Origin of the sequence: Calidifontibacter indicus (assembly GCF_003386865.1) — a bacterium.
In the GTDB taxonomy this organism is placed as follows: Bacteria; Actinomycetota; Actinomycetes; order Actinomycetales; family Dermatophilaceae; genus Yimella; species Yimella indica.
In genome coordinates this window covers 2,134,479-2,160,039 of record NZ_QTUA01000001.1, presented here as the reverse complement: position 1 = coordinate 2,160,039, position 25,561 = coordinate 2,134,479, and the positions used below count along the sequence as shown (strand labels likewise).

20 protein-coding genes are annotated in these 25,561 nt (G+C 68.1%); 4 read left to right on the top strand and 16 right to left on the bottom strand.

Translation table 11 applies throughout. From position 1 onward, the window contains the following. Positions 1-22: 22 nt before the first annotated feature. The gene (pgfA, locus tag DFJ65_RS10270) at positions 23-946 is read right to left on the bottom strand and encodes a cell envelope lipid trafficking protein PgfA (RefSeq protein WP_115922942.1); all 924 of its coding nucleotides are present in this window, start codon (positions 944-946) and stop codon (positions 23-25) included. A gap of 120 nt (positions 947-1,066) precedes the next feature. Then, positions 1,067-1,828, bottom strand: coding sequence for a class I SAM-dependent methyltransferase (locus tag DFJ65_RS10265; RefSeq protein ID WP_245950166.1), 762 nt, complete (start codon positions 1,826-1,828; stop codon positions 1,067-1,069). Between the two features lie 66 nt (positions 1,829-1,894). Here DFJ65_RS10265 and DFJ65_RS10260 point away from each other — a divergent pair, with 66 nt between their 5' ends. Next, positions 1,895-3,007: a glycosyltransferase family 4 protein gene (locus DFJ65_RS10260; protein ID WP_115922941.1), complete on the top strand. Its 1,113-nt coding sequence runs from the start codon at positions 1,895-1,897 to the stop codon at positions 3,005-3,007. 83 nt (positions 3,008-3,090) lie between these two features. On the opposite strand, the gene DFJ65_RS17485 is transcribed toward DFJ65_RS10260, so the two are convergent. From DFJ65_RS17485 to DFJ65_RS10245, 4 genes are read right to left on the bottom strand one after another with little or no spacing between them, the layout of a single operon-like run. After that, positions 3,091-3,231, bottom strand: a complete 141-nt coding sequence (locus DFJ65_RS17485; protein ID WP_170144060.1) for a hypothetical protein — start codon at positions 3,229-3,231, stop codon at positions 3,091-3,093. A gap of 32 nt (positions 3,232-3,263) precedes the next feature. Then, the gene (locus DFJ65_RS10255; protein WP_147301371.1) at positions 3,264-5,033 is read right to left on the bottom strand and encodes an MmpA family trehalose lipid delivery protein; all 1,770 of its coding nucleotides are present in this window, start codon (positions 5,031-5,033) and stop codon (positions 3,264-3,266) included. Between the two features lie 4 nt (positions 5,034-5,037). Next, positions 5,038-6,831 (bottom strand): hypothetical protein, encoded by a 1,794-nt coding sequence (locus tag DFJ65_RS10250; protein ID WP_115922939.1) that lies wholly within the window; start codon positions 6,829-6,831, stop codon positions 5,038-5,040. After that, a complete protein-coding gene (locus DFJ65_RS10245; RefSeq protein WP_170144059.1) occupies positions 6,828-10,964 on the bottom strand; it encodes an alpha-(1->3)-arabinofuranosyltransferase domain-containing protein in 4,137 nt (1,378 codons plus the stop codon). Before DFJ65_RS10245 ends, DFJ65_RS10250 begins: the two co-directional genes overlap by 4 nt. Before the next feature lie 259 nt (positions 10,965-11,223). Between DFJ65_RS10245 and DFJ65_RS10240 the strand changes: the two genes are divergently transcribed. Beyond that, a complete protein-coding gene (locus DFJ65_RS10240; RefSeq protein WP_115922937.1) occupies positions 11,224-11,940 on the top strand; it encodes a class I SAM-dependent methyltransferase in 717 nt (238 codons plus the stop codon). A 77-nt stretch (positions 11,941-12,017) separates the two neighbouring features. Here DFJ65_RS10240 and DFJ65_RS10230 read toward each other — a convergent pair whose 3' ends face one another. Beyond that, a complete protein-coding gene (locus tag DFJ65_RS10230) occupies positions 12,018-13,118 on the bottom strand; it encodes a hypothetical protein (RefSeq protein ID WP_147301370.1) in 1,101 nt (366 codons plus the stop codon). Positions 13,119-13,137: 19 nt separating this feature from the next. Between DFJ65_RS10230 and DFJ65_RS10225 the strand changes: the two genes are divergently transcribed. Then, the gene (locus DFJ65_RS10225) at positions 13,138-14,382 is read left to right on the top strand and encodes a lipopolysaccharide biosynthesis protein (RefSeq protein WP_147301369.1); all 1,245 of its coding nucleotides are present in this window, start codon (positions 13,138-13,140) and stop codon (positions 14,380-14,382) included. 13 nt (positions 14,383-14,395) lie between these two features. Here the strand turns inward: DFJ65_RS10225 and polA are convergent, their stop codons facing one another. Beyond that, positions 14,396-17,065, bottom strand: a complete 2,670-nt coding sequence (gene polA, locus DFJ65_RS10220) for a DNA polymerase I (protein ID WP_115922934.1) — start codon at positions 17,063-17,065, stop codon at positions 14,396-14,398. A gap of 19 nt (positions 17,066-17,084) precedes the next feature. On the opposite strand from polA, the gene DFJ65_RS10215 reads away from it, so the two are divergent. Then, complete coding sequence (locus tag DFJ65_RS10215; protein WP_425452979.1) at positions 17,085-17,561, top strand: PaaI family thioesterase; 477 nt, start codon at positions 17,085-17,087, stop codon at positions 17,559-17,561. A gap of 30 nt (positions 17,562-17,591) precedes the next feature. Here the strand turns inward: DFJ65_RS10215 and DFJ65_RS10210 are convergent, their stop codons facing one another. The 8 genes from DFJ65_RS10210 to DFJ65_RS10175 all read right to left on the bottom strand — a co-directional run bounded on the left by DFJ65_RS10210 (position 17,592) and on the right by DFJ65_RS10175 (position 25,427). Continuing rightward, a complete protein-coding gene (locus DFJ65_RS10210) occupies positions 17,592-18,158 on the bottom strand; it encodes a GNAT family N-acetyltransferase (RefSeq protein WP_170144058.1) in 567 nt (188 codons plus the stop codon). A 191-nt stretch (positions 18,159-18,349) separates the two neighbouring features. Next, entirely contained in the window at positions 18,350-19,066 is a 717-nt protein-coding gene (locus DFJ65_RS10205; RefSeq protein WP_115922932.1) for an ABC transporter ATP-binding protein, read from the bottom strand. Continuing rightward, positions 19,053-19,988, bottom strand: a complete 936-nt coding sequence (locus DFJ65_RS10200; protein ID WP_115922931.1) for an ABC transporter ATP-binding protein — start codon at positions 19,986-19,988, stop codon at positions 19,053-19,055. Before DFJ65_RS10200 ends, DFJ65_RS10205 begins: the two co-directional genes overlap by 14 nt. Continuing rightward, complete coding sequence (locus tag DFJ65_RS10195) at positions 19,985-21,151, bottom strand: branched-chain amino acid ABC transporter permease (protein ID WP_115922930.1); 1,167 nt, start codon at positions 21,149-21,151, stop codon at positions 19,985-19,987. The genes DFJ65_RS10200 and DFJ65_RS10195 overlap by 4 nt, the downstream gene beginning before the upstream one ends. Before the next feature lie 79 nt (positions 21,152-21,230). Then, positions 21,231-22,238, bottom strand: a complete 1,008-nt coding sequence (locus DFJ65_RS10190) for a branched-chain amino acid ABC transporter permease (protein WP_115922929.1) — start codon at positions 22,236-22,238, stop codon at positions 21,231-21,233. A gap of 85 nt (positions 22,239-22,323) precedes the next feature. Next, positions 22,324-23,442, bottom strand: coding sequence for a branched-chain amino acid ABC transporter substrate-binding protein (locus DFJ65_RS10185; RefSeq protein WP_245950165.1), 1,119 nt, complete (start codon positions 23,440-23,442; stop codon positions 22,324-22,326). A gap of 194 nt (positions 23,443-23,636) precedes the next feature. Then, positions 23,637-24,239, bottom strand: coding sequence for an ANTAR domain-containing response regulator (locus DFJ65_RS10180; RefSeq protein ID WP_115922927.1), 603 nt, complete (start codon positions 24,237-24,239; stop codon positions 23,637-23,639). Positions 24,240-24,389: 150 nt separating this feature from the next. After that, positions 24,390-25,427: a DUF695 domain-containing protein gene (locus DFJ65_RS10175; RefSeq protein ID WP_115922926.1), complete on the bottom strand. Its 1,038-nt coding sequence runs from the start codon at positions 25,425-25,427 to the stop codon at positions 24,390-24,392. Positions 25,428-25,561: the final 134 nt, after the last annotated feature.

Here is a 25,561-nt window from a genome sequence, read left to right as displayed (position 1 = left end):
GGCTTCGTGGGCGCTGGTTGGATCAGGCGCGCGAGGTTGCGTCCTGGTCGGCGTCGTCCCAGTCGACTTCGTCGTTGCGGTGACGACCACCGGCGTTGCGCGCGCCGAGGGTGAGGAATGCACCCACCACACCGGCGATGATGCCGAGCGGGAGCAGCACGAGCGGAGCGTTCTTGACGAGGCCCAACTGGCTGTGGTTGTCGTTGGCGTCCTGGACGTTCTTCTTCACGGTGTCGTCGGTGAACGCGAAGTCGAGGGTGATCGCGTTGTCGCCGTTCTGCAGCTTGCGCACCTGCTTGTCCTGCTGGTCGATGATCGAGCCGGTGACCGGGTCGACCCACATCGTCTTGTCGTCGGAGTAGGTGCCGTCGACACCGGCAGTGACCTTGGCGGGCTGGTCGGCGAAGGAGATCACGAACTTGTAGGTCTCCAGGCCCTGGATCTTCTCGGTGCCCTTGTACTCGGCCGGCACGCTCTTGCCGAGCACGCCGTCCCAGAAGTTGTAGGTCTTCTTCTCGACGTTGAACGGGAACTTGTTGACCAGGCCCGTGTGCGGCACGGCGTCGGTCGGCAGGTTCGGGTAGTCGGTCACGGCCTGCGCGGTGTGCCGGTCGGCCGCGAAGGTGTCGACGTCACTGGTGATGAGGCGCTTGTCCTTCACACAGTTCTGCACGTTGTTGTCGGGGTCGCGCACCAGGCACGTGAACGCGTTGAACTGCACGACCGAGTCGCTGGACGCCTTGACGTCGACACGGTTGGCGCTGATCGCCTTGACCGGGGTCTCCGCCTCCGACAGATAGGTGGCTTTGCCCGTGAGCCGAGTGATCGAGTCGATATCCAGCGGGGTCCGCTCGACCTTGCCCGGGGCCCACAGGAACAGCAGCAACGATGCTGCGATCAAGAAGCCGGAGAGCCCCAACAGAACGAGGCCGAGAACTTTTCGCACACCAAAACCTTTCGTGTCATTGGCAGGACGACTCCGGGGATGCTACCACCGAGTAGCCCCCTAAATGCGATCCTCGTCACATCCCGACAGTCGGTGTCGTGACGACCGATTCCGGCGGGTTCAGGCCTCGGGTCGGGCGTCGGGCGTTCCGTGCTTGCGCAGCACCATCAGCAGATTCCACCCGACGACCTCGCGCACCCCGGGCACGCCGGTGACCCACTGCAACCACCAGGGGGCGTAACGGGGTCCGGTGAACAGCACCTCAGCACCCCTCTGCTCTCGAGCCCAGGCGAGCCCGTCGGCCATCGACGCGGCGAACATCGAGGTGCCGAAGCGGTTCTTCGGCGGATGCCCATGCGTGCGCTCGTAGCGTCGAGCCGCATAGTCGCCGCCGAGGTAGTGCCAGGGTGACGTCTCGTGGCCACCCCACGGCGACAACCACAAGGTGTAGGACAGAAAGATCAACCCGCCCGGACGGGTCACCCGCACCATCTCGTCGGAGAAGACGTCCGGGTCGGGCACGTGTTCCAGGACATTGCTCGACATCGCCACGTCGAGGCTGTCGTCGGCGAACGGGAGCTGCTGACCGCGACCCACGACGCCTGCGCTCACCTCACGATCGAGGTCTTCGCGCGCAACCTCCAGGGCGACATAGCGCGCGCCGCGGCTACCGAACTCACGCGCGAACTGTGCCGGGCCGGCACCGATGTCAAGCACCGTGGAGCCCTGCAGCGAGTGGAAGTGCTCGACGAGGTTCGCCGTGTCGGTCGCAAGCGGGCCGTAGAACAGTTCGGGCCGTGGCTGTTCCTGGCGAAAGGCGCGCAGCAACCCGATGGAGCGGCGGGTGGTGCGATAACTTTTCAAACCGGCGTTCTGTGACACGGGCTACATGGTGCCAGAACCCGATTCCCCCGCCGCGGACGACGGCGACACGACTTCGGAGGTTCGATGGCCTACTCGGTGCTGCTGCTCAACTGGCGTGATCTCGGGCATCCCGAGGCCGGTGGCGCGGAGAAGTACCTGGTGGAGGTGGCCGAGGGGCTCGCCGCACGCGGCCATCACGTCACCTTCCGAACCGCCCTGTATCCCGGCGCACTCCCCCGTGAAGTGGTCAACGGCGTCAACTACATCCGCAAGGGCGGCCACTACTCGGTCTACACCCGCGCCATCGCCTCCCAGGCGGTCCGCCGCCTACGCGCCGACGTGGTCGTCGACGTGCAGAACGGAGTGCCGTTCCTGTCGACCGCGGCGCTACCGCACCACCCCGTGGTGAATCTGGTGCACCACGTCCACCGCGAGCAGTGGCCGGTCGCGTTCAACCCGACGGTCGCGAAGATCGGCTGGCAGCTGGAATCGGCGCTCGCGCCCTTTGCCTACCGACGGGCGCAGTACGTCGCGGTGTCCGAGACGACCCGCCGGGAGTTGGTGGCGCTGGGCGTCGACGGCGACCGCGTCGCGATCATTCCCAACGGCACCGACCTGACGAATCAGGATGCTCGGCCGGCCGACCATCCCGTGGTGACCGTGCTGGGCCGGTTGGTGCCGCACAAGCGCGTCGAGATCGCGATTCGAGCGGTGGCCGCGTTACGGAACAAGATCCCGGGAATCGAACTGCGGGTCGTCGGCTCCGGATACTGGCTCGGTGAACTGCGCGATCTGAGCCGCGACTTGGGCATCGCCGACCAGGTCGTGTTCACCGGCCACGTCTCGGAGTGGGAGAAGCGGCGGATCCTCAGCGAGAGTTGGGTGCTCGCCCTGCCGAGCATCAAGGAGGGGTGGGGACTGGTGGTCGTCGAGGCCGCGACGCACCACACCCCGAGCATCGCCTACCGATCGGCGGGCGGTGTCGCAGATTCGATCCAGGAGGGCCGCACCGGCCTGCTCGTCGACGACGGACAGGAACCCTTCACCGGGGCGCTCGAGGCGCTCCTGGCCGACGAGAAGCTGCGTCACACTCTGGGCGACGAAGCCGCCCGGTTCGCGGCGCAGTTCACCTGGCCGCAGGCCGTGCAGAAGTGGGAGAACCTGCTGCAGGAGGTCATCGACTGCTACCACTCGTGACCCCCGGTTGCGCGGGTCGCATCGGACAACGCGAAGCAGCGCCACCCGCGGGGTGGCGCTGCTTCGAACGAAAGTTCGGTCGGTCAGTTACCGTCGTAGACCGCGACGGACTGGCTCTGCTTCGCCTTGGGCACCTCGGCGGACGTGGCGCTGTTCACTCCGGCGAACACAGCGAGTCCGGCCAGAGCCGCACCGACAACGAAGGTGGCGATGGTTTCGATCATGCGCCCAACCCTACCGCAGCGTAACTTTCTTGTCACAACCCCGGCTCGGGCGTTTCGCGCCGCGAGCGGTCCCGCCGGCCGACGACGGCGGCGACGCCCGCACCGACGAAACCGGCCAGGCTGACCAGCCACCCGAACCGGTGCGCCCACGGTGACGGCGGCGCGGCCGGCGGCTGTGTCGAGACCTCGACCACGGTGATGTTCGGACCGTCCACCAGCACCCGACCTGCCGCTTTGCCGGGCTCGGTCGCCGCGCCACCCGACCGATGTTCCACCGCGATGTAGCGCACACCGGCGGCCCGCAATGCGTCCTGCGGGGTGCGGCCGGCCGCGATGGCTCGGGAGACCTGGGCGGCGGTGGGGTCTTCGCCCGGGATGACCTGATCGCGCAGCGGCAGGGCGTCGTTGAAGATCACGGGTTGATCGACCATGCGCGCAAGCACCGCGAGCGAGACCCGGCCGTCGTTCCACGAGTACCGCCGGTACTGGCTCCACGGCAACAGGCCGACGGCGCCCGCGGGCGCATCGGACAGCAGTGTCGCGGCGGCACGGACGTCGTCCGGCACCTGCGAGGTGCGGATCGCTCCCTGTTGGCCCCACGCGGTCGACGGGATCAGCAACACCGGAAGAACAAGGAGCGCGGCCACCGGTCGGCGCACCGACCGCACCTGACGCAGTCGCTCGAGCAGGACACCGAGACCCACCGCCGCGACGACGACCCAGGCCGCGAGCAACTTCTGCGAGTCGCGCAGCAGTCCGCCGCCGGGAGCCGTGGTGACGACGAACTCCCAGATCGCGCCCACCCCGGGTATCGCCGGCGCGAACGCGACCAGCAGCGCCACCACAGCCGAGGCGAGCAGGGCGTCGGGCACCCGGTCAGGTGTGGCGCTCCCCCACCCGGGTCGGAGCACGAACGGCACGGCGGCAATGCCGGCGAGCAGGAACGCTGCAGCCAAGAGCGCCAGCACGAGCGAACTGCGCTCGGGCGGCAGCACCGCCTGGTTCCAGATGCCACCACCACCGAGCAGCGAGCCGAACACCCCGAGAGGAGAGTCGGACCGGGCGGCGAACGCACGCGCGCCCTCCGCGGACGAGATCGGCTTCGCGAACACCGAAGGCAGCCACCAGGCCGCACCGAGCACCACGGTGCCGACCGCCCCCGCGACCAGAGCACGCCATGCCGGGCGCGGCCACAGCAGCACGGGAACCATCGCGGCCAGCACCATGATCAGCGAGTTCGAACCGCCGATCGCACACCACCCGCAGACGACGAAGACCGACCGCGCTCCCCCGCTACGGCGCGCCCGAACCGCAGCACGCAACGCCCACGGGACGGCGGCGTACCCCAACAGCACCGTCCACTGACCGAGCGCGAACCGCTCCGCGACGAACGGATTCCATTGGGCCGCAAGCACCGACAGGCAGACGGCGGGGAGGCCGACGGTGGGGCGCAGTTCGCGCAGGAGCGCAGCGCACCCCAGCGCCGGTAGGAACAGGACGGCGAAAAGCACGACCTTCTGGGCGCTGCCGGCTCCGAGAACATGACCGAGCATGACTATGAAGGCATCGCTGGGCACCACCCTGGGTGCCGGTGCGAACCACCCGAGCACCGTGGGGGTGAACCGCGGATCTGGCGACCAGCCCAGGTCGTACCGCTGCACCAGGCCCGGCGCCAGGGCCGAACCGAGCAGGACGACGGTCGACACGACCGCGACAACGACGGTGATCGCGTGGGCGCGCAGGCCGCGTCGGCTCGCCGGATCCCGCTGGGCGTTCCGCCCGATCCCGGCAGGGCGGTTCACCTTGTCACTCCTGTGCCGCGACGACACCGGCCGACACGTCGGTGACACAGGCCGACGTTCCTTGCGGCAGCCGCACCGTCACCCGGGTGGGTGCGGGAGAGGCGAGCACCACCACCCCGAGACCGTTGACGGTGGTGGTCGTCGATGCGGGCGGCGCGCCGTCGACCTCGACGGTCACCGGCTGCGGTTGGCCCGACATCAGCCCGACCCGCACCGACACCGGTGTACCGACTGCCGGGATTTGCACCGTCACCGGCTGTTGCGGCGTGAGCAGCCAACCGCAGTCGGGTCGGTCTCCCTTCGCCACCCACGACCCTGTGGGCACCCCGACCGGTCGCAGCTGTCCGATGGGATCGACCATCCGCAGGTTCGCGCCAGACCGCACCCAGCGGGCCTTGATGCCCATCGCCTCCGCGACGTCCTGGGTGCTCCCGAGCATCACCGCCACCGGCGGCGCGGGAGTCACGAGCAGCGGTTCGGTCTCGGCGGCGAGCGACGTCCGCAGACCGTTGACGTAGTTGCGGCTGTAGCGGTTGTCCAGCCGGTCGGTCATCGTCGAGACGGTCACCCAACTGCTGGCGACGATTCCGGCGAGCAGCACGAGCACCAGTGGTGCCTGCCACGCCGGAGTCACCGCACCGACCGGCGCCGCGTCGTCGGCCCCCTTGAGCACCGAGGCCTCGGGGCGTTGCTCTCCGCCGAGACGCAACGGCAGATAGGCCCACGCGACGGCAACGGCCGCCATTGGCACGAGGTCGGCGAGATACCGCGAGTCGCGCACGGTCAGACCACCGAAACCGCGGAACGCCGCGACCATCGCCAAGGCGATCGCGAGCACGACCGCCAGCCAGATCCATGCGGCGCCGGCGCGACGTCCGCGCTGGAGGAAGGAGCAACCAATGATGCCGACCCACATGACGGCGCAGACGGCCAGCGCGACATTGCTCGGGTTGGCGTTGAGGGTGGTCACCGCACCCGTCGCCGTCCAGGGTCCACCGAGTAGCCCCGGCAGGAAAAGTCGCAGGACGCTGTGTTGAACGGCGTCGGTCACTCCGGCCGACTGATCGGCAAGGTCGGCGCTGACCTTGCTGTCGTTGGTCAGCACCAGGTAGAGGGCGAGGTAGGCGAACGACAACACGACCGGAGCGGCGAACCAGCGCCACTGTGCGATCACGGCGCGCAGTCGCTCGATGGGTCCGCCGGACGCCGCCAGCAAGGCGAACAGCACGACCGCGGGTCCGACCAGGAGCGCCTTCTCCCAGAAGAACAGGCCGAACAGCAGCGCGACGGCTCCCATGACGCACCACAGGGTGCGGCCGCTGCGGCGCCACATGGCGTAGCTGCAGAGCGCGGCGAGCAGGCTGATCTGCTGCGGCCAGAGCTGCAATCCGTAGGCGAACCAGGTGTATCCGACGAGGGTCAAGGGCGTGAACAACGCCGCCGCCAGCACGACGAGAGTCGCGATGTGGGCACCGAACAGCAGGCGGAGGGTGATCGCCAGCAGCGCGGCCGCGACCAGACTCATGAACACCACGATCGACGCAGCCAGCACGTGCGAACTACCGGTGGCCGCGACGACCCACGACATCAGGAACGATCCGGGCATCACGTGGCCGTTGTAGCTCTGGAACAGCATGTCGGCCGACAGGCCGTGCTGCATGTCGGCCAGGTAGCGGAAGTCGTCCTGCCAGAAGTAGGCGTCGTACGCCGCCCACCCACGCCACAGCGTCTGGACACAGATGAGCACGATCGCCACCTGGGTCCAGCCGTCCGGTCGGATCTGCCGAACTCGGGTCATCGCTGCGCACCTGTTTCTGGATCGTCGGGGAGCTCGGGTTCTGGTTCGGGTTGCTGTTCCTGCCGCTTGCGCGCCCGTGACCCAGACCACGACCATCGCGCGCCAGGCCCTTGCACTCGCGACCAGTGCGGACGGCGCAACGTGCCGGTTGCGGAGGCCGATCGCAGCACCAGCCCGACCAACAGCCCGAGTACGAGGGCGGTCGCCCCGTCGGCGATTTCGGCGGCAGACGCGAAGTCGGCGGACGCGGCGAGGATCGCGGCGAGCACGGTCACCGCGACGGCGGCCGTCCGAGCGATCGACCGCCATCGCCAGGGCGTCACCAGTGCGACCACAACGCCGACGGCGGTGAAGGCCCCGCCGAACAGCGCGGCGAGAACGACCACGACGGCGACCCACCAGATCGCCGGGGCGCCGACCGGCTCCTCGGACGCGGACGCGTGATCGGGCGCTGAACCCGAACCCGCGCCGGAGAGTCCGGCGAGCAGACCGCGGACACCGACTCGTTCACGCACCATCGCCACCAGCAGCACCATCGCCGCGACCAGCACGGCGAGCGCCGCGAGTGCGCCGACCAGCAGGCTCGCCTGGTAGGGCTTCGCGGGTGTGAACGACATGGTGATCTGCCGTGCCGCGCTCCCCGCGGGGACGACCCACCCTTGCTGCCAGCCGTTGACCAGCACCGACGTGAGGGTGCGACCACCCATCGTCGCGGTCCAGCCGGCGTTGAAGTTCTCCGGCACCGCGAGCACGGTCACCGGTCCACCGGCCACGGTGACGCTGCGGTCCTGCTCGGTCCAGCGGTTCTCGGTGACGGTCAGCCGTTGCTGGGCGGTCTGCCGGTCGCCGGGTGCCGACACCTGCAGGCTCACCGGGGTGAACCCGTCGATCCGATCGATCGAGATCGTCTGGCGTCCGCTCTTGAGGTCGGGCACGAGCCCGCAGCTACGCACCTGCATCGGCGCACCGGAGCGCAGTTGACCGATGGTTCCGACGATCTCGGTCTCCACCGCTGCCGAGCCGAGGTGGATCGGCGGGCCGAGACCGCACAGCAGACCGGTCGTGGTGGAGTCGGCCGGGCGGTAGTAGAGGTCGCGCAGAGCATCGACCTGCACCTCCGCGATCTGCGGCAACGCCACACCCTTGGTGAAGTAGACCCGCAGGCTGGTGCCCTTGGGACTGCCGGTCAGCCGGTAGGTGCCGTCGGCCGACACCGTGAACGCGGCCGGGCGGCCGTCGACCGTCACGCCGGCCACGGGTGCCGGTGTCGCGCCCGGACCGACGCCGACCTTGAACGTGCTGAGGGTGCGCGAAGGACCCCACGAAAGGTCGAGCCACGGCTCGACGGTGCCGTTCTGCGGCGGGATCCAAGTCGTTGCGGTCGACCCGTCCGCCGCCTGGGTCGGGCTGTTGCGGACGTCGGTCACGTAGCTCCCGCTGGCCCGCACCGCCACGGCGTCCTTCAACGGCAGCAACAGGTTGTCGACCGCCTCTCCCCCGGTCGGCACGACCTGCGCGTCGACCGTGACGGGTCGACCACGCACCACCTCGACATCACGCGAGATGCCGGTGCTCTCGTCCGGACCGACGTACGTCAGCGGGTTGCACCCGACGCCGAGCGCACCCACGGTGCACACCGTGCGGCCCGGGTTGTCGGTGAACACCAGGCTGTCGCCGGCGTCAACGAGGGTCGGCACCTGGATGCTGCGTTGCGGCGACAGGCCGGCGATGCGCAGGTCGGACAGACCGACCTGACCTGCACCCGAGGCCGTGACCACTTCCACCTTCACTTGCTTCGTCGGGCGTTGGAGCACCGTGGAGCCCGCGCCGGTGGCATCGAGTCGGACGGTCTTGGTCTCGGAGTCGGCGACGAGCCGCACCACCTTGACGTCGGCGACCGACTCGCGGAACTTCAGGTCGACCTTGCCGGGCGTGCGCGCGGCGTCGAGATCGACCGCTATCCACTGCTGTCGCGGGTCGGTGCCGCCCGCCGAGACCCAGGCGGTGTCGGGGCGTCCGTCGACCGCGGCCCACGCGCCGAGGTCGGGCCGTACGGGGCCGAGCGACCCGGCGGAGTCGGCGGTCGAGCTGACCCGCACCGAACTCACCCCGGAGTAGACCGCCGTCGCCTGCTGCGTGCCGCTCATCGGTCCGTAGTCGTGTTGTGCTCGGGTAGAACCGAATTCGTCGTCCTCGGTCATCACCGACGACCGCGATTCGTGCACCCGCGCGAACGAACGTTCCTGGCGCGACCACCCCTCGGTCACCAATCGGGCCGGCGCGGTATCGGTCACGTGCGCACGGGTGTCACCCGGCGCGTTCGACACCGTCACCTCGTCACCACGGATCGCGCCGCTCTCGTAGGCCCGCACCAGGTTGTCCGCTTCGCCGTAGAACACACGGGTCTGCGACATCGGTACGGCCAGTGGCGAACCGCTCGCTCCGCGCAGGCTGTACAACTCCACCATCGGGTAGCCACCCTGGCCGACCCCGAAGGCTTTGACCTTGCTCAGACCGGGCATCCCGGCGATGGCCTGATGCACCCGGTCAGGGTCGGGCACGTTGTTCTCCGCGGCGATGTCGTTGCGCACGAGGATGTTGGTGAAGCCGGCGGAAGCGAGCGCTTGGACGAGCCCGGTCGACCCACGCCCGGCCCAGAAGGCGTTCTCGACCTCGTCGAGGAACCGGATGCCGCCGTTGGACACCAGCGGCACCTTCGAGCGCGAAGCCCAGTTCACACCGGGGAAGGTCTGGATGAGTTCGTCGACCGTTCGGCCCCACGTCTGGTCGCCGATGTCGGCACCGGGCACGACAAGCGTGCGGGCGCCCGCGGGAAGCTTCTGGAGGGTCTCGGACATCTGCAGCCACGGCTGCGGGATGTCCTTCCACCCCTTCGCGCTGCGCATCTGCCCCGCCGCGGCCGGCACCAACGAGCTCGCCACCAGCACGAACGCCACAGCGGCAGGGATGCCGGACGCGAGGTGACGCAGATCGGGGTGCTGATCCCACCCCAACAACCGTCGGACGCGGGGTGCGGCCACCGTGATCGTGCTCGTCAGACCCACGGCCACCGCGAATCTGACGAGCGGGTCGACCTTGTGGATGTTGCGGAACGGCGCGCCGCCGCCGTCGAGGAAGGACAGGAACGTCGACTGCAACGGCGACCCCGACACACCGCCGTGACCGAGGGTGAGGAACGCGAGCGCCCCGAACGCGGCGACGGCCAACGGCAGCCGCAGCGGCGTGCGGCGCAAGGTAAGACCGACGAGGCCGCAGATGCCGACGGCCGCGCTCGCGACGAGGAAGACCGGTTCGTGGCTGAGCCGGAAGGCGGTGTACCAGTCGGAGTCGACCGGATCGAGGTAACTCAGCCAGTGGGTGGTGCCCTGCACCGATTGGAGGAAGCCGACCGGTGCCGTGGTGTTGCGCGCCGACTCCACATAGTCGAGGAAGGGTGGCGCGTAGGTGCCGAGCACCAGCAGCGGACCGATCCACCAGATGCAGACGAGGATGATCAGTCCCGACCAGGCGGCCGTGCGGCGCCACCTGCTGCGCCACGACCCACCGGACATCAGCACCAGCAGGCCCGGCAGGAGCAGCACGAGCATGACCTCGGTCGCGTTGACGCCGCCCATGAACGGCACGGTCGCTGCCGAGAGCACGACGGCCCGCCGCCACCCGAGCCGTCCCTGGTGGGCCAACACCAGCGGCAGCACCGTCCAGGGCAGCACCGCCCCCGGGAGTGTCTGCCCACTCAGCACACCGACGGTGCCCAGCACCCGGGGCGCGAAGGCGTACGACGACGCCGCGACGATGGCCACCACCGGGGTGGAGCCGCCGAGCGCGCGCAAGACCAAGCGCATTCCTTCGAACGCGATCACGAGGATCAACAGCGACCACAGTCGCTGCCACAGCCACATCGGCGCACCGATCAGATCGCCGAGCAGGTAATACGGCCCGGTCGGGAACAGATAGCCGTAGGCCTGGTTCTGCAGCGACCCCATGTTGATGTCGGGCGTCCAGACGGTCAGCGTCTGCCGCATGAACGAGCCGGGGTCCTGTGTGAGGTCGAGCTTCGTGTCGAACGTGGTGACGCCGGGCGACTGGGCGAGGCAGATGAAGGTGATGGCCACCAGCACCAGTGCATGCAACCAACGGCCGAGGTGCGGGTAAGAGTCGCTGCTGTCGTCGGTGGTGCGGGAAACGTCAGGAGAGCCGATACTTGCCGATCGTGGCAAAACGCTCTCCTTCGGTGACGACGGGGGTGAGCTCCTGTGGCTCCGGACGAAGGCTCAGGCTATCCGTTCACGAAGGCCGCGGCGGGAACCTGGTCCCGGAAGCTACTGGCAGGTAATATTGCCTGGGACGTTCCCGAGCGAGCAAGAGAAGAGCATGACCGACTCGACCACCAAGACATTCGAAGACGCGTGGCAGCTCGCGGAAGGCATCAAGGGTTGGATGACCCGCGGCCAGGCGGAGATGCTCTGGAATGCGGCTTCCGCACTCGGCCCCGGCCAGTCGATTCTCGAGATCGGCAGCCACTGCGGCCGCTCGACCGTGATCCTCGGTACGGCCGCGCAGAACGTCGGCGCGACGGTCACCGCCGTCGACCCCTTCGTGGAGGGCCGCCTGTTCGGTGGTCCCTCGACCCGTTCCATCTTCGAGGGCAACATCGAGCGCGCCGGACTGAACGACGTCGTCACGCTGCGCGCCGAGTACTCCACTCAGCTGCGCCCGCAGTGGGACGAGCAGATCGACCTGCTCTACATCGACGGCAAGCACGACTACTGGACGGTGACCGACGACCTGCGGTGGGCCGAGCATGTGCCCACCGGCGGGAACGTGCTCATCCACGACTGCTTCTCCTCGATCGGCGTGACCAGCGCGATCCTCGCGCACGTCGCGCCGGGGCATTCGCTGCGTTACCTCGACCGCAGCACCTCACTCGCGCGATTCGAGGTCGGCACACCCGACGCCGCCGACCGACGACGCATCCTGGCGCAGCTGCCGTGGTGGGCGCGCAACGTCGGCATCAAGGTGCTGCTACGTGCCCGGCTGAACGGCGTCGCCGAGAAGTTCGGTCACACGGGCACCGCGGACCCGTTCTGAGTCGGTTGCTCAGTCGGTTGCTCAGCCGGTTGCTCAGTCGGTTGCTCAGTCGGTTGCTCAGCCAGTTGCTCGGTCGGTCAGCGGGCTCGTTGCTGAGCGGACACCGACTCGATCGCCTGCACGAAGGTCTCGGTCAGCCGCTCGGCGGCGGCCGAGCTGAAGTCACGGCGAGCCACCCGGACGGTGAGCGTGGCCTTGCCGTCGACCGTCAACGATCCGACCGCCACACCACACGGTCCATTGACTGCCGGGTAGAGCCAGAGCCGCTCGATCCGCTGCGAACCTTCGATGATGCCGAGGTTCGACACCAACACGGTGCTTCCGAGCCGTCCGGCGAGCGCCTTCGCGACCAGCGGGCCGATGCCCCCGGCGCTCGTCGTCGGGGAGTCGGGTTCCGGTGTGGCAGCACGCAATTGGTTCCGTACCGTGACCGGGTCGGTGAAGTCCGATCCGACCAGGCGCAGCAATACGGTGTCGCGGTCGGGCGCCGGAGCGTCACCCGACCGACGCGATGCGCCGACAGCGACCGCCACTGGGTTGCGCCGTCCACCGGTCGCCCCCCACTGCTCCAACGCACGGCACGACGCCGCGATGAGCCGCGAACTGTCGATACCCTTGGGCAGGTTCCGCGCGACCAACCATTCACCCGCGCGACTCTTGTCCGGGTCGACGGCGCGGAAGCGTCTGGGCGGGCGCACCAACGCCGACCCGACGTGCTTGACGGCGTTGCCCAGGAACGACGAGCGGTCGGCCGACGAGGGGTCGACGCCCCGAACGCCCGATCGCAGGTCTTCACCGGTCAGTGCGCCCATGAGGGCGAGCAGCCCGAGCCCGTCGACCACCCCGTGATGAGCCGCGACCGCCACGAACCGTCCGTCAGCCGTCGACGCCCCTCGCACCAGCGGTTCGGTCTCGACGTACAGCCGCGTGCCCATGGTGTGCAGTTGCGCCTGCCATGCGTCTTCGTCGACGACGTCCCAGCTCGGCGGCGGGCCGCAGTCGGGCGACTTCGCGACCAGGGCGGCGAGCCCGGCACGATAGTCGTCCGGGGAGCCGGGTGCGTGCAACTCGGCGACCAACATGATGCTCCACGCCACGCTCGGGTCGCCGTACAAACCGACAACGTCGAAGGCCTTGCGGTGCGCCTCGCTGCGCGCTGTGCTTGGGCTGGACTGCATCCTGGAATTGTAGGGACCGATGAAACCCGCCAGTAACCCCGCCGCAGACACGTCGACCAGCGCGCAGACCACGACCACAGGAGGCTCCGCCGCCGTCGTGGCGCTCGCGATGACGCTCGGCAATGTGTGCGCGTACGGCTTCGTGGTGCTCGCCGCCCGATCGATGATTCCGGCGTCCTACGGGCAGGTCGGGGCGTTGCTCGGCCTGCTGCTGGTCGTCGACGTGGTCGCGGTCGGTCTCCAGGCCAACGCGGCGCGCGAGGCGGCGACCCACACCGGACGCGGTCAGACCCGCCGGTCGCTGCGCCGGGGACTCATTGCGCTGGCCGCTCTGGTCGTGCTCGGCACGGCCATCAGCCCGGTCGTCGCCCGGGTGCTCGATCTCGACGGACCGCTGCCGGTCGTGCTGACGACGTTGGCAGCCGGCTTCCTGGCGGTGAGCGGCTCGGCCGTCGGCATCCTGCAGGGCCGCGAGCGCTGGACCTCGTTCGCCGCCGTCCAGTTGAGCTCCGGGATCAGCCGGTTGGTGGTGGGCGGCGGCGCCATCCTGATCTGGCCGACCCCGACCGGCGCCCTGTTCGGAGTGGCCGCCGGCGCGGCGGTGCCGATGACGATCGCCTGGCTGACGGTGACCAACAGGGTGCTCGCCGACGACCGGGAGGCCCCCGCGCCGTCCGAGGAGCCGAGCACCAGATCGTCGGCCCTGCACGACAGCCACATGCTGCTGGCGCTGCTCGTGCTGTCGAACTGCGACGTGCTGCTCGTGCGCCACGTGCTCGAAGGGCACGACAGCGGCCTGTACGCAGCCGGACTGATCGTCACCAAGGCCGTGCTGTTCCTGCCGCAATTCGTCATCGCGGTCGCGTTCCCGTCGATGGTGCGCAGCGATTCGGCACAGGTCGTGCTGAAGGCAGCCGGAGTCGTCGTCGGCCTGGGACTCCTGATCGCCGGTGGTGTGCTGTTGCTGCCCGGGCTGGCGTTGACGGTCGTCGGCGGGCCGAAGTACGAGGAGGTCGCCGGCTCGCTCTGGGCGTTCAGCCTGCTCGGCACCGTGCTGTCGTTGATCAACGTCATGGTGTTCCGGCTGATCGCGCACCGCCGCTACGCCGCCGTTGCGCCCCTCTGGGTGGGCGCGGCCTGCCTCGCCGCCGCAGTGCTCACGACCTCGTCGGTGTCGCAGGTGCTGACGGTCACGATCGCCACCGACACCGCCGTGCTGCTCGTGCTCGGCTGGTTGACCCTGCGCTCCCGGGCGACCACCTGAGTCGGACGGCGCGTCAGTGCGCCGCCTCGTGCCACGACCGTCCGACCCCGATGCTCACATCGAGCGGCACGTCCATCGCGACCGCCGAGCCCATCTGGTCGCGCACCAACGCCTCAACCTGGTCACGCTCCCCCGGTGCGATCTCGAGCACGAGTTCGTCGTGCACCTGCAGCAGCATCCGTGACTTCAACCCGGCGTCGTCGAGCGCGCGCTGCACACCCAGCATCGCCATCTTCATCACGTCGGCGGCAGACCCCTGGATCGGCGCGTTGAGCGCCATCCGCTCGGCCATCTCGCGGCGCTGACGGTTGTCGGATGTCAGGTCGGGCAGGTAGCGGCGGCGACCGAGCATGGTCTCGGTGTAGCCGACGAGCCGCGCATCCTCGACGACCGACCGCAGGTAGTCGCGCACTCCGCCGAACCGCTTGAAGTACTCGTCCATCAGCTCCTTCGCCTCGCCGGTGCTGATCGTCAACTGCTTCGACAGACCGAACGCCGACAGGCCGTAAGCGAGTCCGTAGCTCATCGCCTTGACCTTCGACCTCATCTCGAGGGTGACGTCTTCGGGTTGCACGCCGAAGACCCGCGCGCCGACGAACCGGTGCAGGTCTTCGCCGGTGCGGAACGCCTCGATCAACCCGTTGTCGCCGGACAGGTGCGCCATGATCCGCATCTCGATCTGGGAGTAGTCGGCCGACATCAGCGACTCGTAGCCGTCGCCCACCACGAACACCTCGCGGACGCGGCGTCCGGCCTCGGTGCGGATCGGGATGTTCTGCAGGTTGGGGTCGACCGATGACAACCGCCCGGTGGCGGCGACCGTCTGCTGGTAGGTCGTGTGGATGCGTCCGTCGTCGGCCACCGACTTCATCAGCCCCTCGACGGTGGCCCGCAGCCGTGACCAGTCGCGGTGGCGAAGGAGCGCCTCGAGGAAGGGGTGCTCGGTCTTGGCGTAGAGGTCGTTGAGTGCGTCGGCGTCGGTGGTGTAGCCGGTCTTGGTCTTCTTCGTCTTCGGCATGTCGAGCTGGTCGAACAGCACCACCTGCAACTGCTTGGGCGAGCCGAGGTTGATCTGCTCGCCACCGATCGCGTCGTAGGCGTCCTGCTGCGCGGCCCGCACCCCGTCGGCGTACTCCGACTCCAGGCCCTCCATGGCGTCGGTGTCGACGGCGATGCCGACCCGCTCCATCTGGGCGAGCACCCCGGTGAGCGGTAGTTCGAGGTCGCGCATCAGCTCGGCGCCGCCGGTGGCCTGCAGCTGGGTGTCGAGTGCACCGGCCAGCTCGGCGACTGCCGCGGCGCGCACCATCGCCTCCTGCGCCTCGGTGTCGGTGCCGCCGAAGTCGAGCATCCCCTGCGCGGCCGGCTCGGAGTCGGCCCGCAGCTCGCGCTTGAGGTAGCGCAGCACCAGGTCGGCGAGGTCGTAGGAGCGCTGGTCGGGACGCACCAGGTAGGCGGCCAGCGCGGTGTCGGACACGATGCCCTCGATCGGCAGCCCACTGGTAGCCAGGGCCTGCGCCTGCGGCTTCGCGTCGTGCAGCACCTTGGGTCGGGAGGCGTCGGCGAGCCAGTCGCGCAGCGCCCGTTCGCCGGGCTCGTCGAGGCTCGACAGTTCGACGTAGGCAGCGCGGTGCTCGGCACTGATCGCGACCGCTTCGGCCTCGCCGCGTCCGCGGGCCCAGCGCCCGATCACCTCCACCCCGACCGGAGCCGTGCCGGCGAGGTGCTCGCCGACCCACGCAGCGACGTCCGCAGGTTTGAGCACTTCCCCGTCGACCTCGACGCCTTCGTCGGCCTCCTCGGTGACGGCCTCGAGCGTCGCGAAGAGCCGGTCGCGCAGCACCTTGAACTCCAGACCGTCGAAGACGGTGTGCACCTCCTGGCGGTCCCACACCTGCCGCTCGAGATCGTCGGGGGTCTTCGGCAGCGCGAGGTCGCGAATCAGCTGGTTGAGCCGCCGGTTGCGCAACACACCGTCGAGGTGGGCCCGGAACGACTCCCCCGCCTTGCCCTTGATCTGGTCGGCGTTGGCGACGACACCGGTGAGGTCGCCGTAGAGGCCGATCCACTTCGCGGCCGTCTTGGGGCCGACGCCCGGCACGCCGGGCAGGTTGTCGGACGACTCGCCGACGAGCGCCGCGAGGTCGCTGTAGCGCTCGGGCGGCACGCCGTACTTCTCCTCGACGGCCGTCGGCGTCATACGGGCCAGCTCGGACACCCCGCGCACCGGGTAGAGCACGGTGACCTTGTCGGAGACCAGCTGCAGGGCGTCGCGGTCGCCGGAGCAGATGAGCACCTCGTCGAATCCGCCGTCGACGGCCTGTGTGGTGAGGGTCGCGATCACGTCGTCGGCCTCGTAGCCCTCGACCTCGACGTAGGTGATGCGCAACGCGTCGAGCACCTCGCGCAGCAACGACACCTGCCCCTTGAACTCGTCGGGCGTGGCCGAGCGTCCGGCCTTGTACTCGGCGTACTCCTGGGTGCGGAAGGTCTGCCGCGACACGTCGAACGCGACGCCGACGTGGGTGGGTTCCTCGTCGCGCAGCACGTTGATGAGCATCGAGGTGAAGCCGTAGACGGCGTTCGTGTGCTGCCCGGTGGTGGTCGAGAAGTTCTCAGCGGGCAGCGCGAAGAACGCGCGGTAGGCCATGGAATGTCCGTCGAGGAGGAGCAGTCGCTTCACGCATGGCAGCCTATGCCCCATGACCGACAACACCACTTCGCCCAGCGACCGCCCGACCGACAGCTCCGCCTCGGCCACCGATCCCGCCATGCTCGAGACGTTCAACCGGATGAACCGCGGGACGTTGGGCGACCGGATGGGTATCGAGTTCCTGGAGGTGTCGGCCGAACGGGTCGTCGCCCGGATGCCCGTCGAGGGCAACACGCAGCCGTACGGTCTGCTGCACGGCGGGGCGAGCGTGGTGCTTGCCGAGACCGTGGGTTCGGTGGGTGCGGCCCTCGTCGCCGGCGAAGGACGCGCGGCCATGGGCCTCGACATCAACGCCACCCACCACCGCGGTGTGCGCAGCGGGTTCGTCACCGCCACCGCGACCGTGCTGTCGGCCGGACGCTCGGTCGCCTCCTACGACGTCGCGATCGTCGACGACGAAGGCAGGCGCGTGTGCACGAGCCGCATCACCTGCGTGCTGCGGGACGCCCCGACGAAGGCGAAGTAGGACGTCCGGGCCACGCGCGGGCGGGACGGGTCAGCCGGCCTCGCCCGCCGCGGCGTGCCTGGTGCGGGCGCGGCCACGGATCGAACGGCGCAACCGCACGACGGACTGACCGCCGGCCCGTTCGGCCGCGAGTTCGGGTTCGAGGTGGCGGCGCAGGGTGGCCACCGACGTCGACCGCAGCGTGGTGGTGCTCGCGAAGCCGAGCCGGGCGAAGAACCGGTTTAGTTCGCGTTGCGGGGCCGGCACCGCGGCGGTGATCACGCCGACGCCGATGCTCTCGGCGGTCAGCGGCACGACGGCCAGCAGCGCCCGGGCGACGCCGCGGCGCCGCAGGTCGGGCTGAACGTACATCTGGTCGATCAACACCGACGGCTCGTCGGTCATCGCACCCAACGGGCTGCGCGCCAGCACCAAGAAGCCGGCCGGCTCAGTTCCGTTGAACGCCAGGAAGATTCGCACGTCAGGGTGCTCGACCGCGCTGCGCACCCGACCGTCGCGCACCATCCGACCGGCCCAGTCACGGGTCTGACCCGTCGCGATCCGCGACTCCACCCACAGCTGTTCGAGCGTTCCGAGGTCGTCGGAATCCGCCCGCACAACACGCACTGTCGTCCGCGCCATCAGGGTCCTGTTCGGTCAGTGAGGGTTGAAGTACGAGCCGAAGCGTACGCCTGTTCAACTCCGTGCGGAATGGGGATGCGCAGGAAAGCAGAATCCGCGTGAGTTTGTGGCCTTCGCCGCGCGGACGAAGACCACAAACTCACGCGGATTCCGAGGGGGCTTGTCGGCTAATCGGCTCCGAGGTAGGCCGCCTTCACCGCGGGGTCGGCGGCCAGTTCGGCACCGGTGCCTTCGCGGGTGATGTTGCCGGTCTCCAGCACGTAGGCGCGGTGTGCGATGCGCAGCGCCTGGTTGGCGTTCTGCTCGACGACCAGCACCGTGGTGCCCTGGCTGTTGACCTGCTTGATGATGTTGAAGATCTGCTTGATGTACTGCGGGGCGAGACCCATCGAGGGCTCGTCGAGCAGCAGCAGCTTCGGACGAGCCATGAGCGCGCGGCCGATCGCGAGCATCTGCTGCTCGCCACCGGACATCGTGCCACCGGCCTGCTTCTCCCGCTCTTTGAGCCGGGGGAACAGCGAGAACACCCGGTCGAGGTCCTCGTCGTACTCCGCTTGGTTCTTCTTGCGGGCGAACGCACCCATGTCGAGGTTCTCCAGCACGGTCATCGCCGGGAAGATGCCTCGCCCCTCGGGCGTCAGCGACACCCCGAGGCCGACCCGATTATGCCCGGGGACCTTCGTAACGTCCTTGCCGTCGAAGGTAATCGAGCCGCCCGATGAGTGCAGCAGGCCGGCGATGGCCCGCATGGTGGTGGTCTTGCCGGCGCCATTGGCACCGATCAACGAGACGATCTCCCCTTCCTCCACTGAGATCGAGATGCCGTGCAGCGCCTGGATCCGGCCGTAATGCACCTTGACATCGTTGAGCTCAAGCAACGCCATCTTCGTCGTCCTCCACTCCCAGGTACGCCGCGATGACGGCCGGGTTGGCCTGGATCGCCTTCGGCACGTCGTCGGCGATCTTCTTGCCGAACTCCAACACCACGATGCGGTCACAGACTCCCATGACCAGCTTCATGTCGTGCTCGATCAGCAACACGGTGTAACCCTCATCGCGGATGGTCCGAATCAGGCCCATCAGCTCTTGCTTCTCCGCTGGGTTGAAGCCAGCCGCCGGTTCATCCAGGCAGAGCAGCTTCGGCTCGGTAGCCAGTGCGCGGGCGATCTCCAAACGACGCTGGTAGCCGTACGGGAGGTTGCGGCTCAACTCCCCCGCCTTGTCGGCAATGCCGACAAACTCCAGCAACGCCATGCCGTGTTCGATCGCGCTCCTCTCCTCACGGATGTGTCGCGGCGAACGGACGAGCGCACCGAACACACTGGTGGTGTGCCGGGCGTCGAGACCGACGACCACGTTCTCCAGGGCGGTCATCTCACCGAAGAGGCGGATGTTCTGGAAGGTGCGGGCGAAACCGGCGCGGGTGATGGCGTTCTTCTTCAATCCCAGCAGCGACTTGCCCTCGAGGGTGACCGATCCGGCGGTCGGTTTGTAGACACCCGTCATCGCGTTGAAGCAGGTGGTCTTGCCGGCCCCATTGGGACCGATCAGGCCGAGAATCTCACCGCGCTTGATGTCGAAGCTGACATCATCCAACGCGGTCAGCCCGCCGAAGGTGACCGTGAGGTTGTTGATCTCGACCAACTTGTCGCCGACTGCGACGGAGATATCGCGGTCGAGTTCGACAATCTGGGCTGCTTGGGAGTCCGACGGAGGTGGCGCATCGGGCACCTCTTCAAACGGCACCGCCGGGCCGGCGGCGTTGTCGTTCTTGTCCGTGACTGAGTTGATGCTGTCATCACTCATGACGTGACTCCTTTCGCTGTGTCGTCGCCGGACCGGTCGCGGCGCAGTCGAGCCGCTACCCGCTGCACCTTCCTGCCATACGCCAGCAGGTGGTTGCGGGAACCGAACAGACCCTGCGGGCGGAAGATCATCAGCACGACCAGGACCACTCCGAAGACGAGATACTTCTCGGCAGCCAGCGAGGCGAACCGGTATGGCACGTACGCCACGATTGCGCCACCGAGCACGGCACCGAACTTATTGCCGGAGCCACCCATCACAACGGCGGCGATGAACAACATCGAGGTGGCGACGTCGAACTTTTGGTTGTTCACGAAGCCCACCTGTCCGGCGAACAACGCCCCGGACAGACCACCGATTGCGGCACCGATGCAGAACGCCCAGAGCTTGAACTTAAAGGTCGGTACACCCATCACCTCAGCGGCGTCCTCATCTTCGCGAATCGCGATCCACGCCCGACCGACGCGCGAACGCTCGAGGTTTCCCAGCAGCAGCATGAGCAGGATGATCACGGTCAGGAACAGCCAATACCACGGTTTGCCGTTGAAGTTGGTGAACAGGTCGAGACCGTTTGCGTCCTTTCCGGGAGGTGCACCAATGTTCTGGAAACCGGAGTTGCCGTTCAGCGCAGGCACGATGTCGGCGAGCAGTCGAATGATCTCGCCGAACCCCAGGGTGACAATCGCGAGGTAGTCGCCGCGCAACCGCAGGGTCGGGATACCAAGGATGACGCCGAAGAAGGCGGTCACCATCATCGCCAGCGGGAGCGTGGCGAGGTAGGGGATGTGCACCATCGACGAGTCGGTGCTCGTCCACAACGCGGCCACGTAGGAACCGATCGCGAAGAAGCCGACGTAGCCGAGGTCGAGCAGACCGGCTTGACCCACGACGACATTCAAGCCGAGCGCGACGAGCGCGAAACGGGCCATGTCGCACAACGCGAGGGGGAAGTTGAATCCTGGCTCGGTCGTGATGATCGGCGGATTAATGACCGGCAGTGCATACAGCAACACCACGAGGACGCCCAGAATCAGCCACTGCTGCCAGCGCGCCAACGAGTTCCAGCGCTTGCTGATCCCGGCAAGTCGGCCGGTGCGTGTCCCGTCGGCTTGTTCATCGGCGATCGCCTGGCTGGCGGCCGCGTCTTGCATCGGAGTGGTCATCGGGGTCCTCGCACAGTCTCGGAGGGACAAAGGAGCACACTTGCGAAGGGCTGCGAGAGCGTAGGGCGGCAGCGGGTGCTCATGCTCTCACCTTCGCCAGGTTCGATCCGAGGATGCCGTCAGGACGGACCATCAACACGGCGACCAGGATGACGAAGCAGACGATGTCGATCCACTGCGAGCTGCCCAGCAGGTAGGACCCGTAGTTTCCGATGACACCCAGCAGCAGACCACCCAATAGCGCTCCGCGCACGTTACCGATGCCACCGAGCACCGCGGCGGTGAAAGCCTTGATGCCAAGGATGAATCCGCCGTTATAGACCGCGCCGGAAGGCACCTTCATGATGTAGAAGAACGCCGCGACGCCTGCCAGGCAACCCCCAAGCACAAAGGTGACCATGATGATCCGCTCGCGGTTGACGCCCATCAGGGTGGCGGTGTCTGGGTCTTGGGCGACGGCGCGGATGCCGCGCCCGATGCGGGTACGGCGGATCAGGGCATCGATGCCCACCATCATCAGTACCGCGGCGATCACGATGATCAACTGGCTGGGGTACACGGTCAGCCGGCCGACCGTGAACAGCGCCTTGTCGTTGAACATCGTGACCCGCGGCTCAGCGACGGCGCCGCGCCACCAGAAGATGGCGTACTGAATGACGAACGACATGCCGATCGCGGTGATCAGGAAGACCAACCGGGGTGCGTTGCGCGCCCGCAACGGCTTGTAGGCCAGGCGTTCGACACCGAGCGCAATCACACCGGAGGTGAGCGCGGCCGCGACCATCGCCACGAGGAGCGCGCCGATCACGGCCACGATGTTCATCGTCGGTGCACTAGGCCCGAAGCCGAAGGCCACGAGGGTGAACACCGCGGCGTACGCACCGGAGATGAACACCTCCGAGTGCGCGAAGTTGATGAGGTTGAGCACGCCGTAAACGAGGGTGTAGCCAAGGGCAACAAGTGCGTAGATCGCACCGTAAGTCAGCCCGTCGACGGTGAGCGGAAGGATGTTGCGGATCAGGTCGCCGAGGTGGAAACCGATCCAGCCGGAGTTGTCGGCTGCTGCCAGGGCAAGTGTGTGGATCACGAGACCTCACTCAAGACGGCCCGGGCGGTTCCCTGCCGATGGTGCGACGGGGAAACGCCCGGGCGATGGTCGATGGGTCGGACGCTCAGAGCTTGCCGATTGAGACAATCTGGCCGTTGTCGACCTTGTAGCCGTAGACCGCAGCGTCGGTTAGTTCGCCCTTGTCGTTCCACTTGTACTGCTTGGCCAGGCCCTTGAAGTCCGCGCCCTTGACGTAGGACAGCAGCTTCGAGCGGCTGGTGTTGCCCTTGCTGACACCGTCGAGCAGCACGTTCGTGGCGTCGTACGCCTCAACGGAGTAGGTGCCCGGGGCCGAATTGGCGACCGTCTTGTACGCGGTCGCGAAGTCCTTGAGGGTGTCGCCCGGGATGCACGGGCAGGTGAAGTAGGCGTTGGTGGAAGCGCTACCGGCTTGCTTGATGAACTCCGGGTCCTTGACACCGTCGGGGCCGATGAACGCGCCCTTGTAGCCCTTGGCGACCAGCTGCGAGTCGAAGGGAGCACCCTCGGCGTAGTAGCCGGAGTAGAAGACGGCATCGGCCTTCGAGTCGAGCACCTTCTGGACCGTTGCGGAGAAGTCCTTCTGGTTGGTGGTGACCTTGTCGCTGCCGGTCACCATGCCGCCGAGCGCCTTGGTCGCCGTTGCCGCGAGGCCGACGCCGTAGTCGGAGTCATCCTGCACGACGAAGACCTTCTTGAAGCCCTGCTTGTCGGCGAGCGCCTTGACCGCCGGGCCCTGCACGTTGTCGTTGCCCAAGCCGCGGAAGAACGTCTTCCATCCATTGGTGGTCAGGCTCGGGTTCGTGGCCGACGCGGTGATGTGCACCAGACCGGCCTGCTCGAAGATCTTACCGGTTGCCTTCGACTCACCGGAGAACGGCAGACCGAGAACACCGATGATGTTCTGGTCGTTCACCAACTGGGTCACGACACCGGGCGCCTTGTTCGGGTCACCTTCGGTGTCGAACTTCTTGAACTGGACCTTGCAGTCGGAGTGTTTCTCGTTGTACTGGTTCACCGCGAGCTGGCCACCGTTGTACTCGTTGATACCCAACTGTGCGTTCGGGCCGCTCATGGCACCTGCGTACGCGATCACCTTGTTGCAGCCGCCACCGCTGCCACCTTCGTCGCTCTTGTTGGCGCAACCTGCAACGGTCAGGGAAAGCGCGGCGAGAACAGCCGCAGTCTTCAGAGTCCGGGACACTGTGAAGTCCTCCATCAGTCTACGCGAGGGCCACTGCGGCACTTCGCTTTCAGCGCCCCGGCGACCGGTCGGACGGGTCTGTTGGGGCGGTCGGAACACTAGGTGAAGTTGTTCGCTTGACCTACTGCGTTCCCCGGATCGAGGCCTGTTCGTTACCTAGCGTCCGAACTTGGTTTGTTTCGTGGAGGTTTCGTTCAGCGTTTGCTGGCCGGTCCGCCGCCGGCGACGACGGCCTCGGCGACCTCGCGCATCCCCAGGCGCCGGTCCATCGCGGCCTTCTGGATCCAGCGGAACGCGGCCGCTTCGTCGAGCCCGAGCGTCTTCATCAGGATGCCCTTGGCCTTGTCGACGGCCTTGCGGGTCTCGAGCCGCTGGGACAGGTCGGCGACCTCGGATTCGAGTGCCTTGCGCTCGGCCCACCGACTCGTCGCGATCGTCACCGCCGGACGCAGGTCGTCGGCCGTGAACGGCTTGAGCACGTACGCCATGACACCGGCGTCGGTGGCTCGTTCGACCAGTTCCTTGTCGCTGAACGCGGTGAGCATCACGACGGGCGCCAGCCCCGCGCCGCCGATCTCCTGTGCAGCGCTGATGCCGTCGAGGCGGGGCATCTTGACGTCCATCACCACGAGGTCGGGACGCAGTTGCTCGACCAACTCGACCGCGCGGCGGCCGTCGCCGGCCTCCCCCACGACGTCGTGCCCGGCCTCCCGCAGCATCTCGATGAGGTCGAGACGGATGATCGCTTCGTCCTCGGCGACGACGATGCGCAACGGGCCGGCGGTGGAGTCAGACATACCGTCCAGAATATCGGCGGGTCAGCGCCCGGCCGAGGGCCGCACGGCCCGCGCGGGTGTGACATTCCCCGCCTCAGCTTGCGAAAGCTTGCACGACGATGCGCCTGGCGCGCGTGTCGCGCAAACTTTCGCAGGGTGTTTCGGGGCCGCTCAGCCGCGCAGGTGGGCCACCCGCGACCACCCCGGGTCGCGTTCGACCTGGGTGTCGACCTTGCCCGACCAGGCACGAGCCGCAGCGGTCAGCTGGGCCGCACCCGTGCGGGTCGAGTCGACGTAGAAGTCGAGTTCGCAGCGTCCGCCTGTCATGACCACTGCGACGAGCTCGCCCTGTTCCTCGAGCCGCTCCACGAGGTGAGCCCGGAAGCCCTCCAGCGCCTGCTCGGCGTCGTCGGTCGGCAAGCCGTCGGCTCCGGCCTCGTAGGCGACCGTGACGACGACCGCCTCGTCGAGCGTGGGCGCACTCGCCGCCGCGAGCGGCACGCGCGCCAGCACCCGCACGGGTCCGAGCTGGCTGGTGCCCTCGAGCACCACCCAGCGGGCGTCGCCGTCGAACTCCTGGGCGAGATCCCGCACCACGGCGCGCAGGCCGCTCAACCCGAATCCGTCGATCGGGGCGACCAACGCCGGCTGCAACTCCCCGATCCACGTCTCGGTCATCGTCTCGCCGACGGCGGCGTCGATCGCGAGGAAGCAGAAGGTGGTCTGGGCGCCCGGGTTCAGCTCGGTGATGCGCGGGTGGTGCACCTGCACGTCGACCCGGGTGCCCGAGCGCCGTACGCCGACCCGGGTTTGTGCGAGCGGCAACCTGACGGAGTCGAGTTCGAGCACGGCCTCGTCGATGTCAATCATCGGCGGCCGCGCGTCGGCGTACGACCAGAACACGTCGGCCTCGGGTGCGGCGTCGAGCCAGCGGCGCGCGGTGGCCCGCAGCGCCGGATCACCGTCGGCGGTGACGACCAGCCGGTGCATCGAGGTGTCGCCCTTGGCGAACTCCCACGCGAGGTCGTGCGCGATCGCCTCGACCTGCGCGCTGACCTCGGCCACGATCCTGGACGGCTCGGCGTCGGCGAGCGCACTGCTGCTGCGCGCCATGCCCTCGTCGCTCCACCACTGCCAGAAGCGGGTGATCGCCTCCGCCTGGCGTGTGCCGTCGTCGCGGCTCTTGCCGCGTCCGTTGAACAGTCCCACCGTGCGCCGTCCTTCCCTGTGGTCCGCGGACAACGCTAGTCCCACCCACTGCGCCGCTGCGCGCCCGCGCCGACGGAACGCGAAAGCCCCGAGGGGACTCCGTGTGCGGAGTGCCCTCGGGGCCCTCGGATTGT

What these genes read in the sequence shown, in the direction of transcription:
- DFJ65_RS10205 (WP_115922932.1), bottom strand. Translation starts at nt 19,066, where the DNA reads ATGGCGTTGCTTGAGCTCAACGATGTCAAGGTGCATTACGGCCGGATC.
- DFJ65_RS10250 (WP_115922939.1), bottom strand. Translation starts at nt 6,831, where the DNA reads ATGACCCGAGTTCGGCAGATCCGACCGGACGGCTGGACCCAGGTGGCG.
- DFJ65_RS10240 (WP_115922937.1), top strand. Translation starts at nt 11,224, where the DNA reads ATGACCGACTCGACCACCAAGACATTCGAAGACGCGTGGCAGCTCGCG.
- DFJ65_RS17485 (WP_170144060.1), bottom strand. Translation starts at nt 3,231, where the DNA reads ATGATCGAAACCATCGCCACCTTCGTTGTCGGTGCGGCTCTGGCCGGA.
- DFJ65_RS10230 (WP_147301370.1), bottom strand. Translation starts at nt 13,118, where the DNA reads ATGCAGTCCAGCCCAAGCACAGCGCGCAGCGAGGCGCACCGCAAGGCC.
- DFJ65_RS10180 (WP_115922927.1), bottom strand. Translation starts at nt 24,239, where the DNA reads ATGTCTGACTCCACCGCCGGCCCGTTGCGCATCGTCGTCGCCGAGGAC.
- DFJ65_RS10260 (WP_115922941.1), top strand. Translation starts at nt 1,895, where the DNA reads ATGGCCTACTCGGTGCTGCTGCTCAACTGGCGTGATCTCGGGCATCCC.
- DFJ65_RS10225 (WP_147301369.1), top strand. Translation starts at nt 13,138, where the DNA reads ATGAAACCCGCCAGTAACCCCGCCGCAGACACGTCGACCAGCGCGCAG.
- DFJ65_RS10215 (WP_425452979.1), top strand. Translation starts at nt 17,085, where the DNA reads ATGACCGACAACACCACTTCGCCCAGCGACCGCCCGACCGACAGCTCC.
- DFJ65_RS10195 (WP_115922930.1), bottom strand. Translation starts at nt 21,151, where the DNA reads ATGACCACTCCGATGCAAGACGCGGCCGCCAGCCAGGCGATCGCCGAT.
- DFJ65_RS10200 (WP_115922931.1), bottom strand. Translation starts at nt 19,988, where the DNA reads ATGAGTGATGACAGCATCAACTCAGTCACGGACAAGAACGACAACGCC.